Consider the following 13,379-nt stretch of genomic DNA (forward strand, 5'->3'; position numbering starts at 1 on the left):
GGTCGCATGTCAGGGCCACGTTGTATATGGGAACCCTCAGTGCGATCAGGTTCAATCCTGTCATCAGGGCCTTCTATAAAAGGCTCGTCGATGCCGGAAAGGTCAAGAAGCTTGCCATCACCGCCTGCATGAGGAAGCTTCTGACCATCCTCAATACCATGATGAAGAACAAAACGACATGGGCAGAGGTCCGTTCATGAAAAAGAAATCAATTGACATTCAACACAGTTGCTGGAACGGTATTCATACAGATAGCACTGTATCCGGCCGTTGTAGAGCTTGCGGTTTCTGTCGGCACGTTTTCCGTAATGCTTCTCGAAGCCTTCGAATGCTGTCAGGATGAAGAAGGACCACGCCGGAAACTGCCCGAAAAGCCTGCCCATCTCACCGGCCTGTTCGGCGGCGCTCTTCCTGTCTCCTGACCGTTCGCCATAAGGCGGGTTACAGATGACCATGCCATCCTTTGCCGGGATAGGCAGGTCCCGGAAATCGCCCTTCCTGAAAGTGATAGCGGAGAGGACGCCGGCATGGCGCGCGTTGCGCCGCGCCTTCACGATGACGCTTTCATCGATATCGGATGCCAGGATGCGGAGCCTCTCCCTGTTTGCCGCGGCCCCGGCCTCCCGACGCGCATCATCCCAGGCCTGCGAAGGCATGAACGGCCATTGCTCGGCCGCGAATCGCCGTCCCGTTCCGGGGGCAATGTTCCTGCCCATCATCGCCGCCTCGATGGCTATGGTGCCGGAACCGCAAAAGGGATCGGCAAGGGCAATGCCCGGCTTCCATCGGCTAAGGTACACCAGGCCCGCGGCAAGCGTTTCCTTGAGGGCGGCCTCTCCCGCCGCGCTCCGGTATCCCCTCCTGTGGAGACCGGGGCCCGTGGAGTCCAGGTCTATGGTCGCGACGTCCCTGTTCAGGGACACCTCCACGCCGAAACGCGGTCCTGTCTCGGGAAAGCTCCCGCCGTGATAGGTCCTCTTCAGTGCCTCAATGATCGCCTTCTTGACGACGGACTGGCATGCGGGGACGCTGGAGAGTTTCGACCGGACCGATCTGCCCGTCACATGAACGGCCGCGTCGCGGGGCAGGATATCCCCCCAGGGCACCTTGAGGACACCCTGAAAGAGCTCTTCGAAATCGGACGCGGGGAACCGCCCCATTTCGACGAGGACCCTGTCGGCGCACCTCAACCAGATATTGGCCCGTGCCACGTCCCGTTCGGTGCCTGAAAACGATATCCGGCCGTTATCGGTCCCCGACTTCTCCAGGCCAAGATGCTTCAATTCGTGGGCCACCACAGATTCCAATCCGAAAGCCGCGGTGGCGGCAAGCCTGAACTCACTCATGGACCATCTCACCCCGAGACATACTCATCAACATCCTCCGCCCTCAAAACACCCGTCCCAAGCCCGCTTTTCTCCCTTGAAATCTGGAACGTGAAACCACAAACATCTTCAGTACCTTATCCTTCTGAGAAAAAGCCCCTGCGGAGGGGCGGTTGGGCCGGCGCGGTCGCGGTCTTTTGCCTCAACGATCCCTCTGAATCCCTCGAGGGTTATCTTTCCCTCACCGAGCAGCACAAGGGTGCCCACTATGTTCCTCACCATGTAGCGCAGAAAACCCGTTGCCTCGATGACTACATGGACAAAACTCCCTCTTCTCTTCACCCCGGCCATCAGGATCTCTCTTTCACAGCTTCGATAGAACTCCTTCTTCTTCTTGAAAGAGGCAAAATCGTGTTTGCCGACGAGTGACCGCGCCCCCTTGTTCATGATGGCGCTGTCGAGTTCGTACGGTATGTGCCAGGAGTACCGTATGGAGAACGGGGAATGGCGCGGCGCATTCTGTATGGTATAGACATAGGTCTTGCTCTTCGCAGAATACCTGGCATGAAACGACACGTCCCTCTCCACCGGGGACCCGACCCGGATGTCGTAAGGCAACATGCTGTTGAGGCCGCGCACGAGGCTGGCAAGATCGATCCCTTTCTCCGTGACGAAATTGACCACCTGGCCGAAGGCGTGCACGCCCGCATCGGTCCTTCCGGCACTAAACATCTTCACAGGGTGGTCGAGTATCTTCTCAATGGCGCCCTTGAGCGTTTCTTCGATGGTAACGCCGTTGGGCTGGCACTGCCAACCGTGATAGTTCGTCCCGTCGTATTCCACGACAAGGGATATGTTCCTCATTGGGTCCATCGCTGTTTTTTGAGGATAATTCCTGCAAATGTGCGGTTCACAACACCTGAAAGCCCCGGGTCATCGCGGTCTTTCGGTTTCAGGCTTCCTTTTCTCCGCGTCAGGCTTCTCAGTTCTCTCCGGTCCGCCAGGCTTCGCGTCCTTCTTCAACACCTCGGGTTTCGCCTGTGTCTCCGGCGCAGCCTTTGCCTTGTCTCTTTCTTCGAGCTTCCTGTAAAGCTCCTCGACCTCTTTCTTGAGGGCGATATTCTCGGCCTTCAGGAAGCTGTTCTCTTCCTTCATGACCCTCAGTTCCTCCTTGAGGCTCTTCGTCTCCCTGCTGCAGGAAGGCAGGAACAGGGCAAGACACACCGCGGCGACGATAAGGGTAAGGTATTTCATTGCCATTATTCTTCCACGATGCTCCGGCCGTTGTCAACTGCTTCCTGTAAATGTGCGTCGAGCGTCCGCATCATGCCGCTACTCTCATTTACACCCCTCCCGGAATATGGTACATTAACGCAAAAACCTACGAAGCATCCCGGAGGATCACAATGCAGTCATCTGTTGTCACCGTCCCCATCGAAGAGGAGATGAAGCGCTCCTATCTCGACTATGCCATGAGCACCATCATCGGCCGGGCGCTCCCCGATATCAGGGACGGATTGAAACCGGTTCACAGAAGAATACTCTATGCCATGTACGAACTCAACAACACTCACGACAAACCGTACAAGAAGTCGGCAAGGGTCGTCGGTGACGTCATAGGTAAGTTCCATCCCCACGGGGACCAGGCTGTCTACGACGCCATCACCAGAATGGTCCAGGACTTCTCCCTTCGCTATCCCCTTGTGGACGGCCAGGGCAATTTTGGCTCCGTTGACGGCGATGCCCCCGCGGCCATGCGGTACACGGAGATACGCCTGTCCCGCGTCGCGGAGGAGATCCTCAGGGACATAGAAAAGGACACCGTCCTCTTCAGACCCAATTATGACGACTCGCTCGTGGAGCCCATGGTCCTTCCTTCCCGCCTGCCCAACCTCCTCATCAACGGCTCCTCGGGCATAGCCGTCGGCATGGCGACGAACATCCCGCCCCACAATATGAAGGAGGTCATCAACGCCCTTGTCGCCTTCATCGAGAACAGCGACATCCCCCTGTCCGAGCTTATGGAGATACTACCGGGGCCCGACTTCCCGACGCAGGGCATCATTTTTGGAAGGCAGGGAATCATAGAGGCATACCAGTCCGGCAGGGGGCATATCGTCCTGCGCGCCAGGGCGGACATCGAAACGAGAAAGAAGGACGGCAGAGAGGCCATCGTCATCACCGAGATACCCTACCAGGTGAACAAGGCCCGCCTGATCGAAAACATCGTCGAACTCATCAACGCGAAGAGGATCGAGGGTATATCGAACATCAAGGACGAATCGAGCAGGGAGGGAATGCGGATAGTCATCGACCTCAAGAAGGGAGAGATACCCGAACCCATACTCAACAAGCTTTACAAGCACACCCAGCTCCAGACGACCTTCGGCATCATCTTCCTCACCATAGTCAACAACGAGCCCAAACTCCTCAATCTGAAAGAGATGCTCCACGAGTTCGTGGAATTCCGCAAGGAGATAGTCACAAAGAGATCGACGTTCGAACTCAACAAGGCGCTCGACAGGCTGCACCTCCTGGAAGGCCTCAAGACCGCCCTTGACCACATCGACGAGGTGATCGCCATCATCAAGGGTTCCGCCAATACGCCCGCGGCCCGTGAGGCCCTCATCGCGCGGTTTTCCTTTTCCGAGAAGCAGGCAACGAACATCCTCGAGATGCGGCTCCAGCGATTGACCTCTCTGGAGCGGACGAAGATACTCGACGATCACAAGAACACGTCCGACGAGATCGACCGATTGAGGCGGGTTCTGGCCGACGAGTCGCTCCTCATCGACATCGTAAAAAAGGAACTTGTCGAGATGCGTGACAGGTACGGGGACAAGCGCCTGACGGAGATCGTCGACTACGTCCCCGAGATAACCCTCGAGGATATGATCAAGGAAGAGGAAGTCGTGGTCACCATCACCAACAAGGGGTACATAAAGAGGACGTCCCTCGACCATTACAGGAACCAGATGCGCGGCGGCAAGGGAAGAACGGGCATCGTGGTCCGGGAGGAGGACTTCGTCGACCACCTCTACATCGCCTCCACTCACTCGAACATACTCTTCTTCACGAATATAGGCAAGGTCCACGCCGTAAGGGTCCACACCATCCCCGAGGCCTCCCTCACATCGAAGGGAAAGCCCGTCGTGCACCTCATCAATCTCGAGAAGGAAGAGCGGATAACGGCTGTCGCCCACGTCAAGGATTACGCGCCTGACAGGTTTCTTTTCTTCACCACGAAGAAAGGCCACGTCAAGAGGCTCAGTCTCGACCTCCTCAGGAACATCAGGTCGACGGGCATAAAGGCCATCACCCTGCCCGACGACGACAGCCTCATCAGCGTCCTCGAAACGGCGGGAGACGGTGAGATCATGATCGGTACGAAACTGGGCCTTGCGATACGATTCAACGAAACGGAGATACGGCCCATGGGCCGCTCCGCCTATGGCGTCCGCGGCATCCGCTTCAAAAAGGCCTCCGACGAGGTCGTCTCCGTGGAACAGGTCGACGAGTCATGCACGATCTTTACGGTCACGCAGAAGGGGTACGGCAAGTGCGCGCCCTGCTCCGACTACCGCCTGCAGGCACGCGGCGGTTCGGGGATCATCAACGTACGGTGCGGGATAAAGAATGGCAGTGTCGTGAGCCTTAACCGCCTGAGCGAGAAGCAAGACGTCATCCTTGTCACCGATACCGGCCGGACCATCAGGTTCCGTTCCAGCAACATACCGGTACAGAAGCGTGGCGGCCTCGGTGTCAAGCTCATGGGATTGCGTGAAGGCGAGGTCATAAGCGGCGTTGCCATCGTGGAGGCCGCCGAGGACATGATGGAGGAGAGCATCGACACAACGGACAGCAACGAATGAGGATAGGCGTTATCGGCGCGGGGGCATGGGGAACGGCCTTTGCCATCCACCTTGCCCGAACGGGGAAGAAAGTGCTCCTCTGGGTCTACGAGAAGGAGCTTCTTTCCGATTTTCGTGAACGCGGGGAGAACACCGCCTTCCTCCCCGGCTTCAAACTGGGCAGCGCCATTGACTATACGAACGACCTTCAAGAGGCGGCGGACTTCGCGGACACCGTCGTTGTCGCAACACCCTCCTTCGCCCTGCGCGACACCCTGATCCCCGTTGCCGCACATCTCCGGAGCAAGAAGATCCTCATCCTCACAAAAGGCATCGAACGCTCGACGCTGAAACTTATGAACGAAGTGGTGGAAGAGGCCACAGGATCAACGGGTGAAACGATTGCGGCCCTATCCGGCCCTTCCTTCGCGCTGGAGGTGGCCCGCGGCCTCTTCACCGCTGTCGTCGTTGCGTCGAAGAACATGGATCTCTCCCTCAATCTGCAGGAGCGGATCCACAGCGAATACTTCCGTGTCTACCGCGTGGACGACATAACAGGCGTGGAACTGGGAGGCGCCCTGAAGAACGTCATGGCGATAGGATCGGGGATCATCGAGGGTCTCGGCTTCGGCACGAACACCCAGGCCGCGTTCACAACGCGCGCCCTCGCGGAGATAAAACGCCTTGGCCTCGCCATGGGTGCCCGCGAAACAACCTTCATGGGCCTGTCCGGCATGGGCGATCTCATCCTCACCTCATACGGGAGCCTCAGCAGGAACAGGATCTTCGGAATGGAACTCGCCAAAGGAAGGAGCCCGGGGGAGATCATCGCCTCTCAAAAGACCGTCGTCGAAGGCTATTACACGATCAACGCGGCCCGCAACCTCGCCGCCAGGCTCGGCGTTGTAATGCCCATCACCGAGGAACTCTACCGCATAGTCTACGAGGACAAGGACATCACCGCATCCCTGAAAGACATCATCACGAGGGAATTCAAGAAAGAGGACTACTGAGAAGACAGGTAATAGGTAATAGGTGCTGGGTTATGGGAAAATAAGAGAGACCCGTCCCGCCTATTACCCATTACCTATTACCCATTACCCATCACCTGTCTTCTCCACATTCGCCTTTCCGCCCCGCACGGTTTGGAGAATGACGCAGCCCGTTATGAAGAGCACCGATATCGCCGCCACGGCGGGGCGCTGGCTCTTCGTCATGGAGGACACGGTCCCGAAGATGAGAGGGCCGACGACGGCCGACGTCTTGCCCACAAGGCTGTACACCCCGAAGTACTTGGATTCGTCTCCCGGCGGGATGAACTGGGCAAAAAAAGCGCGTGTCGCGGCCTGAACAGTGCCGAGGCCAAGGCCGGCCATGGATGCCACTACAAAGAAGAGCGATCTGTGGTACACGAAATAGGCGGCTATGGTGACAAACATCCAGAGCACGAGGGACAGCGAGACGACCTTCTTCGGCCCCCAGAAGTCTATCGGCCGGGCCATGAGGAACGCCCCGGCGAGGGCCGTCACCTGAACGACGAGATAGAGTCCGATGAGTTGTTGCGCCGTGAAGCCAAGCGTCGTGGAGGCAAAGATGCTCGAAAACACGATCACCGTGTTCACCCCATCCTCGTACAAAAAGTAAGCCAGCAGAAACCTGCGCTGGTCCCTGTCCGACCACATCCTTTTCAGGACACCCCATGTCGTGGCAAAACCATCCTGGGCCGCTTTTGTCAGCCTCTGGCCCCCTGCCCGGTCAGGGGGAAGAAAGATGAACGCCGGGAGGGAGAACACCGCGAAGAAGACCGCCACCATGGGCCAGACAAACGTGATATGGCCCGTCTCCACGAGAAGGAGCCCAACGGCAAGGGAGATTATCGACCCGAGATACCCCGTGGCATATCCCCAGGCAGACACCCTTCCCTGGTGCTCGTTGTCGGCTATGTCATTGAGAAAGGAATTATAGAATACTATGCCTCCCTCCATACCCACATTGGCAAGGACGATCAGAACGAATCCGGTCATCATCATGCCCTTCTCCACCAATGCCAGGGAAGCGGTCGCGAGCACGCACAGAAGCGTGTAGGCGATGAGGAACCTCTTTTTTGCCCCCGCGTTATCCGAGATGCCCCCCAGGAAAGGAGAACTCAAGGCGACGAAGGCCATGCTTACCGATATGGACCTTCCCCACCACACGTCGCCCAGACTGGCGTCGTTCCCGACCACCACCGTCGTGTAGTACACGGGGAAGATGACCGCCGCGATGACCGCCGAGTAACTCGAGTTCGCGAAGTCAAATAGACACCACGAGAATATTTTTCTGTCAAACAGGCTCGTCTTCATTGTCTTTTGGTATTCAACTAATTTACAATAAACGATGCTGTCATTCACTAAAATTTAGGAGGAACATGATGGATCTTTCTGTTTTTGACGACATGAAGGAAGGCGAGCTCAGGGACTATCTAACCTTCCTCCTGTGGCATTACCGTCTTATGGACGCCTTCTGGTTCATATATGTCAGCGACACCTTCGGCCAGGAACATGCCGAACGCATCAACGAAAAGGTCTGGTCCCGCGTCCCTGAAATGGGTACCCGCGATCTTCTGCAGCGCTTCGGCATAACCGACAAGGGGCTCAAGGGCTTCACAAAGGTACTCAAGCTCTTTCCGTGGACGATCCTCGTCGAGTACAAGTTCGAGGAGAGGGACGGGGAGGTCATCGTGACCGTTCCCCACTGTCCGACGCAGGAGGCCCGCCTGAAACGTGGCCTTGGAGAGTTTGTGTGCAAGCACATGCACCACGGGGAGTTCGAGAGCATAGCCCGGGCCGTGGATCCTTCGATAAAGGTGGAGTGTCTCTTCGCCCCTCCCGATGAGCACCCGGAAGACTGCTTCTGCAAATGGCGGTTCACGGAAACCTCATAGACAAAGACCGGCGCCGGGACGAACAATCGAGCGTGGAGGAAGGATCGCGATGATAATAGGTATACCCAGGGAGATCAAGGAAGGCGAGAACAGGGTTTCCATGACACCGGCGGGTGTTCATGCCCTCGTTTCCGCAGGTCATCATATAGTTTTCGAGGCCGGGGCGGGCGCGGCAAGCGGTCTTGCCGACGAGGAATACGCCCGGGAGGGGGCTGAGATCGTCGAATCGAGACGAACGGTCTACGCGAGATCGGACATGATCGTGAAGGTGAAGGAGCCCCTGGACACCGAGCTTTCTCTTCTTCAGGAAGGGCAGATACTCTTCACCTATCTCCACCTCGCCTCATCGGAGAAACTGACGAAAGGGCTCCTGAAAAGAAAGGTCACGGCCATTGCCTACGAGACCATGGAAGACATGTTCGGTCGTCTTCCCCTGCTCATTCCCATGAGCGAGGTGGCGGGACGCATCTCCGTCCAGGTGGCCATGCGTTACCTGGAATCGGACCATGGCGGACGGGGTGTTCTCTTGAGCGGGGTCCCCGGCGTGCCCCCGGCGGATGTCGTCATTATCGGCTGCGGTGTGGTAGGTCTCAACGCCGCCCGGATCGCCGCGGGTCTCGGTGCCCATGTGACGGCCATCGACATCTCCCAGCACCGGCTGAGATACGTGGAAGACATCATGCACGGCCAGGTCATGACCATCTATTCCACGAGCCACGCTATCCGCCGGGCGATCCAGTACGCAGACGTCCTCATCGGCGCCGTCCTCGTGCCAGGGGCGAAGGCCCCCATTCTCGTCTCCGAGCAGATGGTGGCCCTCATGAAGCCCGGTTCCGTCATTGTCGACGTCTCCGTCGATCAGGGAGGCTGCGTGGAGACGATACGCCCCACATCCCACAGCGAACCCACTTACAGGCTCTACGATGTCATCCATTACGCCGTCCCGAACATGCCCGCGTCCGTCCCGAGGACATCGACCTTCGCCCTGACCAACGCCACCCTCCCGTACATCGAGACCATAGCGTCCCTGGGGGTGAAAAAGGCGGCGTCCAAGGACCCGCTGATCGCCTCCGGAATCAACGTGAAGAAAGGCGCGATAACCCACCCCGCCGTGGCGGAGGCCTTCGGGATGAAATGGAAGAAATGGGACAAGGTGTAGGAAGACAGGTCTCAGGTCTCAGGTCTCAGGTCTCAGGTCTCAGGAAAAAGATAAAGACAGTGCTTTGCGTTGTCAATTACCGTCGAGGGCTGTTCGATCCTTCTGCATTCGAGGTAGAGCGTGCGACGGGCCTAGAGGTCTTTGATGATGTTGACGTTTCCGTCGTCGTTCTTTGTGGCTATGAAGGTGGGGACGGTGAATGCGTCGATGGCTTCGGAGATCGAGAGGCTGCCTTCCGCGGAATCCTTTCTGCCCGTGAAGGGGACCGTATCGGGACTGCGCTGGCACTGACAATTGATGTTGACCCGCGACACGTGGTGAACGAGATATCCCGTCAGTTTCCCTAAGGTTGCCCTGTCCTTCCCGAAAAGACTTGCCTGCTGGCCATACGGCGATTCCGCAATATATCTGAGAGGCTCGTCGATATCGTCGTAGGGAACCACCGGTACGACGGGACCGAACTGTTCCTCCCGGCACACCCGCATCTGCGTCGAAGCGGGGTACAGGACTGCCGGAGAAAAAAAGGTCCCCGTTGTTTCGCCCCCGCCTTCGTTGACGATCCCGGCACCAAGGCTCATGGCGTCCTCCACCAGCCCCGACAGGTACTGCGCCCGGTCGTGCTCGGCAAGGGGCGTGACGAAAACCCCATCTTCCCACGGCATCCCGTGCTTCAGACCCCGGACCGCATCGCCAAGGTACTCATTGAAGTCCCCCGCGATGCTGCGATGCACGAAGAGTATCTTCAAGGCGGCACACCGCTGACCGTTAAAGGCGAGGGCCCCTTTTACGCATTCCGAGGCCGCCCTGTCCACGTCGGCATCGGGAAGTATGATGGCAGGGTTCTTCGCCTCAAGACCCAGGATACATTTGAGCCGGTGCGCTTTCGGGTGAAGCCCCTTGAGATACCCGGCTACAGGACTCGTCCCGATGAAGTAGAAAAGGTCCACCATCCCCGACGACAGAAGTGGTGGTATTGTTCTCCTGCCGTCGCCATAGACGATGTTCACGGACCCGGCCGGAAAGATGTCCGCGACGGGTCCGAGAAGATGCTGGAAAAAGAGGCATCCCAGTCGGGGCGGCTTGACGATCACCGTGTTGCCCGCCAGTAGCGCCGGGGCGAAGGCGGTCATCGTTTCAAAGAGGGGATAATTGAAGGGGCCCATGATGAGAACAACGCCGCGAGGCACCCTTTCGAGTCTGCCGGCAACACCGTTGTCCACGGTGAGCCCTCCCGGCCTCCCGCCGCATGGCGGGAGCATCTCAAGACACGCCCGGGCGTATGCGAGGGACCGGTCGAACTCGTTCGCAGCGTCGCCAACCGTCTTCCCGATCTCCCACTCAAGGAGACGAACGATGCTGTCCCTTTTCTCCTCCATCCGGAGAATGAATGCGTTCATCCGCTCAGCCCTGGCGCTTGCCGACAGCCGGGGCCATTCTCCCATCCCGGCGGAATACGCCTCGCGGGCCTGGCGAAGCATGCCGAGGGACGCCTCCTCGTCCATGGAAGGCACAGACCCGATGCACTTCCGGGACAAACCTCCCGCACCCTGCAGGAGCACAGGAGACGAAACCTCCCTGAAGGGACCCTTCCACCCTTCGACCTTTCCCGCGACGAGATAGTCCATCCCCCCGACAGGTATGCCCTCGAGCATTTCCGTCGGAATGTCCTTTTCATATGGAAAAAGGTTCTTCATGCCGCAGTCATCCCTTTACCTATCCTTCACGACTTGAGGCTCTCCGATGCAGGGGTTGTCTATTATAGGAAGAAAACCAGGGAAACATCAAAGAAAAAACTCCGTGGTCACGAAGTCTCGCGCCCTCCCCGACCGGGGTGGAAAAGCGCCACACGGGACAACTGCCGGTCATGGAGCCTGGAGAGCAGGATGAGCGCAACGATGGAGCCTACAAGGCACCAGAACATGTCCGTCTGCGTATCCCAGACATAGCCCTGCGTTCCGAGAAAGGCCTCGGTGTCCGTCGGATCGGACAGGGATGCCAGCCACTCTATGATCTCATACAACGCCGAAAAGGCGAGAGGCACGGCAATTGAAAAACAAGCAAGCCACTTGCCCCGACCGAGCGGGGATGTGCGCACTATGATCTCCCGCGCGTATATCGCCGGCCCGAAACCTTGCATGAAATGCCCGATCTTGTCGTAGTTATTCCGTGTCCAGCCGAACCAATCCTCCATCCAGAAGCCGAGCGGCACTTTCGCATAGGAATAGTGGCCCCCGAGCATTAGTATCATGGCGTGGAGCGCTATTATGGTGTACGCCAGATCGGTCAGCGGGAAACGCCTGTACGTCAACACCATGATGGGTAACCCAATCATGAACGGGGCAGTCTCAAGGACCCATGTAAGCCAGCTGTCATGGGGGTTGATTCCCGACCAGGCAAAAATGGCAAGGACGATAGCCAGGAGTATCAGGTGGTACTTCTTTGATCGGGACACGTCGGTTATAATAATACATCAGGACAAGAAACAGAATACAAAAAACATGGGGGTGGTTCTATTCTGATTCGGAAAGGTTGATATCGATCCGCAGATCGCTGATCAGACGCTTCTCAGGTTGGACGTGTTACCGATACAGAATTTCCTTATCGTAGGCGAATATAGAACATACAGGATGTACATCGCAAAAGACCTCTGACCCAGGTTCCGAAAATAGCAGAAAAAAGCTCCCCGGGCAGGACTCGAACCTGCAACCTACTGGTTAACAGCCAGTCGCTACTGCCGATTGAGCTACCGGGGAGTGGAATTCACTATCTTCTCGTCAAAGAACATTGATAACAGCACAATCATCTAACGCTATCGAGGGTAAAATAAACTACAAATTACCCCTAATGTCAAGGATTACAGCCATCATTGGAGAACAAGTTTCCCGAACTTCCTCTTCCCAACCTTGATAACAAGCTCGTTTCCCGCCGGAAGGTCTTCCGAAGACATCTTTTGCCCGTTTATTGTGACCGCGCCCTGTTTGATCATCCGTTTCCCTTCCGAGGTTGAAGGCACGAGTCCCATGTTCACCATGAGCTTGGGAAGCCATGTACCGGCATTGTACCGGCTCATCGTCACGGTCTCGATTTCCTCGGGTATCTCCTTGTCCCTGAACATCTTCTCGAAGTTCTCATGGGCGACCTCAGCGGAGGATGCGTCGTGGAAGCGGGTGATGATCTCCTTCGCGAAATCGACCTTTGCCTGTTTCGGGTGGACCGAGCCTGCCGCGATCCCCTTCTTGAGAGCCTCCAGGGATGCGAGGGGAATATCGCTCAGGAGCTCGTAGTACTTTATCATCAGCTCGTCGGAAATGGACATCAGCTTACCGAACATCTCCTCGGGTGGCTCGTCGATGCCCACGTAGTTCCCGTAGCTCTTGCTCATTTTGTTGATGCCGTCGGTGCCTTCGAGGAGCGGCACCGTGACGAGGACCTGCGATTCCTGGCCGTAGGCCTTCTGTATGTCCCTCCCCACGAAAAGGTTGAATATCTGGTCATGGCCGCCAAGCTCGATGTCCGCCTTGAGAGCGACGGAATCGTAGCCCTGGACGAGGGGATAAAGGAATTCATGGATGCTGATGGGCAGGTTGTTCTGGTAACGGTTCCTGAAGTCCTCCCTCTCCATGATCCGTGCCATCGTGTACTGGGCGCAGAGCCTGATCATGTCTGCGGCGTTGATCTGTTCGAACCATTCACTGTTGTATCGGACCTCCGTCCTCTCCGGGTCGAGTATCTTGAAGACCTGCTTCTTGTATGTCTCCGCGTTGACCATGATCTCTTCCTTCGTCAGAGCAGGCCGCGTCTCGCTGCGTCCCGTCGGGTCGCCGATCATCCCCGTGAAATCACCGATAAGGAATATGGCGATGTGGCCCAGGTCCTGAAATTGCTTCAGCTTCTGGAGAACCACCGTATGACCGAGATGAAGGTCGGGGGCCGTCGGGTCCAGGCCAAGCTTGACCCTGAGCGGTTTTCCTTCCTTCTCCGAACGCGCCAGTTTGTCCCTGAGTTCCTTCTCATTGATCAGGTCTACAGCGCCACGCTTGATTATTGCCAGTTGTTCTTCGATCCCCATAACGTCTCCAATACGGTGTTTTCAGAAGATCTGAACTGTGTGACGAACTTCC

General features: G+C 57.2%; 12 protein-coding genes and 1 tRNA gene. 5 read left to right on the top strand and 8 right to left on the bottom strand.

Annotated features, from left to right (window positions below; all coding sequences use genetic code 11):
• Nucleotides 1-200 (top strand): IS110 family transposase (locus tag GXX82_03320; protein ID NLT22057.1); only part of this gene is annotated, 200 nt, incomplete at its 5' end.
• Here the strand turns inward: GXX82_03320 and GXX82_03325 are convergent.
• The 3 genes from GXX82_03325 to GXX82_03335 form a co-directional block, all read right to left on the bottom strand.
• Complete coding sequence (locus GXX82_03325; GenBank protein NLT22058.1) at nt 195-1,346, bottom strand: class I SAM-dependent RNA methyltransferase; 1,152 nt, start codon at nt 1,344-1,346, stop codon at nt 195-197. The genes GXX82_03320 and GXX82_03325 overlap by 6 nt on opposite strands.
• A 108-nt stretch (nt 1,347-1,454) precedes the next feature.
• Nucleotides 1,455-2,189 (bottom strand): tRNA pseudouridine(38-40) synthase TruA, encoded by a 735-nt coding sequence (gene truA / locus GXX82_03330; GenBank protein NLT22059.1) that lies wholly within the window; start codon nt 2,187-2,189, stop codon nt 1,455-1,457.
• Between the two features lie 69 nt (nt 2,190-2,258).
• Nucleotides 2,259-2,585 (bottom strand): hypothetical protein, encoded by a 327-nt coding sequence (locus GXX82_03335; protein NLT22060.1) that lies wholly within the window; start codon nt 2,583-2,585, stop codon nt 2,259-2,261.
• A gap of 146 nt (nt 2,586-2,731) precedes the next feature.
• Between GXX82_03335 and gyrA the strand changes: the two genes are divergently transcribed.
• Nucleotides 2,732-5,197, top strand: a complete 2,466-nt coding sequence (gyrA, locus tag GXX82_03340) for a DNA gyrase subunit A (GenBank protein NLT22061.1) — start codon at nt 2,732-2,734, stop codon at nt 5,195-5,197.
• Complete coding sequence (locus GXX82_03345) at nt 5,194-6,189, top strand: NAD(P)-dependent glycerol-3-phosphate dehydrogenase (protein NLT22062.1); 996 nt, start codon at nt 5,194-5,196, stop codon at nt 6,187-6,189. Before gyrA ends, GXX82_03345 begins: the two co-directional genes overlap by 4 nt.
• A gap of 84 nt (nt 6,190-6,273) precedes the next feature.
• Here the strand turns inward: GXX82_03345 and GXX82_03350 are convergent, their stop codons facing one another.
• Nucleotides 6,274-7,518, bottom strand: coding sequence for an MFS transporter (locus tag GXX82_03350; GenBank protein ID NLT22063.1), 1,245 nt, complete (start codon nt 7,516-7,518; stop codon nt 6,274-6,276).
• Nucleotides 7,519-7,586: 68 nt separating this feature from the next.
• On the opposite strand from GXX82_03350, the gene GXX82_03355 reads away from it, so the two are divergent.
• Both GXX82_03355 and ald read left to right on the top strand, forming a co-directional pair.
• Nucleotides 7,587-8,099 (top strand): hypothetical protein, encoded by a 513-nt coding sequence (locus GXX82_03355; protein ID NLT22064.1) that lies wholly within the window; start codon nt 7,587-7,589, stop codon nt 8,097-8,099.
• A 49-nt stretch (nt 8,100-8,148) separates the two neighbouring features.
• Nucleotides 8,149-9,258, top strand: a complete 1,110-nt coding sequence (gene ald / locus GXX82_03360; GenBank protein ID NLT22065.1) for an alanine dehydrogenase — start codon at nt 8,149-8,151, stop codon at nt 9,256-9,258.
• A gap of 131 nt (nt 9,259-9,389) precedes the next feature.
• Here ald and GXX82_03365 read toward each other — a convergent pair whose 3' ends face one another.
• The 4 genes from GXX82_03365 to GXX82_03380 form a co-directional block, all read right to left on the bottom strand.
• On the bottom strand, nt 9,390-10,952 hold the full coding sequence (locus GXX82_03365; GenBank protein ID NLT22066.1) for an aldehyde dehydrogenase family protein: 1,563 nt from the start codon (nt 10,950-10,952) through the stop codon (nt 9,390-9,392).
• 107 nt (nt 10,953-11,059) lie between these two features.
• Nucleotides 11,060-11,710 carry a DUF2238 domain-containing protein gene (locus tag GXX82_03370; GenBank protein ID NLT22067.1) on the bottom strand — a complete coding sequence of 217 codons (651 nt, stop codon included), beginning with the start codon at nt 11,708-11,710 and terminating at the stop codon, nt 11,060-11,062.
• A gap of 227 nt (nt 11,711-11,937) precedes the next feature.
• Nucleotides 11,938-12,011, bottom strand: a tRNA-Asn gene (locus GXX82_03375).
• A 110-nt stretch (nt 12,012-12,121) separates the two neighbouring features.
• Entirely contained in the window at nt 12,122-13,327 is a 1,206-nt protein-coding gene (locus GXX82_03380) for a tyrosine--tRNA ligase (GenBank protein ID NLT22068.1), read from the bottom strand.
• Nucleotides 13,328-13,379: the final 52 nt, after the last annotated feature.

Source organism: Syntrophorhabdus sp., assembly GCA_012719415.1.
In the GTDB taxonomy this organism is placed as follows: domain Bacteria; phylum Desulfobacterota; class Syntrophorhabdia; order Syntrophorhabdales; family Syntrophorhabdaceae; genus Delta-02.

Excerpts from the sequence above, each read along its gene's own strand:
- GXX82_03325 (NLT22058.1), bottom strand. The coding sequence starts at position 1,346 with ATGAGTGAGTTCAGGCTTGCCGCCACCGCGGCTTTCGGATTGGAATCT.
- truA (NLT22059.1), bottom strand. The coding sequence starts at position 2,189 with ATGAGGAACATATCCCTTGTCGTGGAATACGACGGGACGAACTATCAC.
- GXX82_03335 (NLT22060.1), bottom strand. The coding sequence starts at position 2,585 with ATGGCAATGAAATACCTTACCCTTATCGTCGCCGCGGTGTGTCTTGCC.
- gyrA (NLT22061.1), top strand. The coding sequence starts at position 2,732 with ATGCAGTCATCTGTTGTCACCGTCCCCATCGAAGAGGAGATGAAGCGC.
- GXX82_03345 (NLT22062.1), top strand. The coding sequence starts at position 5,194 with ATGAGGATAGGCGTTATCGGCGCGGGGGCATGGGGAACGGCCTTTGCC.
- GXX82_03350 (NLT22063.1), bottom strand. The coding sequence starts at position 7,518 with ATGAAGACGAGCCTGTTTGACAGAAAAATATTCTCGTGGTGTCTATTT.
- GXX82_03355 (NLT22064.1), top strand. The coding sequence starts at position 7,587 with ATGGATCTTTCTGTTTTTGACGACATGAAGGAAGGCGAGCTCAGGGAC.
- ald (NLT22065.1), top strand. The coding sequence starts at position 8,149 with ATGATAATAGGTATACCCAGGGAGATCAAGGAAGGCGAGAACAGGGTT.
- GXX82_03365 (NLT22066.1), bottom strand. The coding sequence starts at position 10,952 with ATGAAGAACCTTTTTCCATATGAAAAGGACATTCCGACGGAAATGCTC.
- GXX82_03380 (NLT22068.1), bottom strand. The coding sequence starts at position 13,327 with ATGGGGATCGAAGAACAACTGGCAATAATCAAGCGTGGCGCTGTAGAC.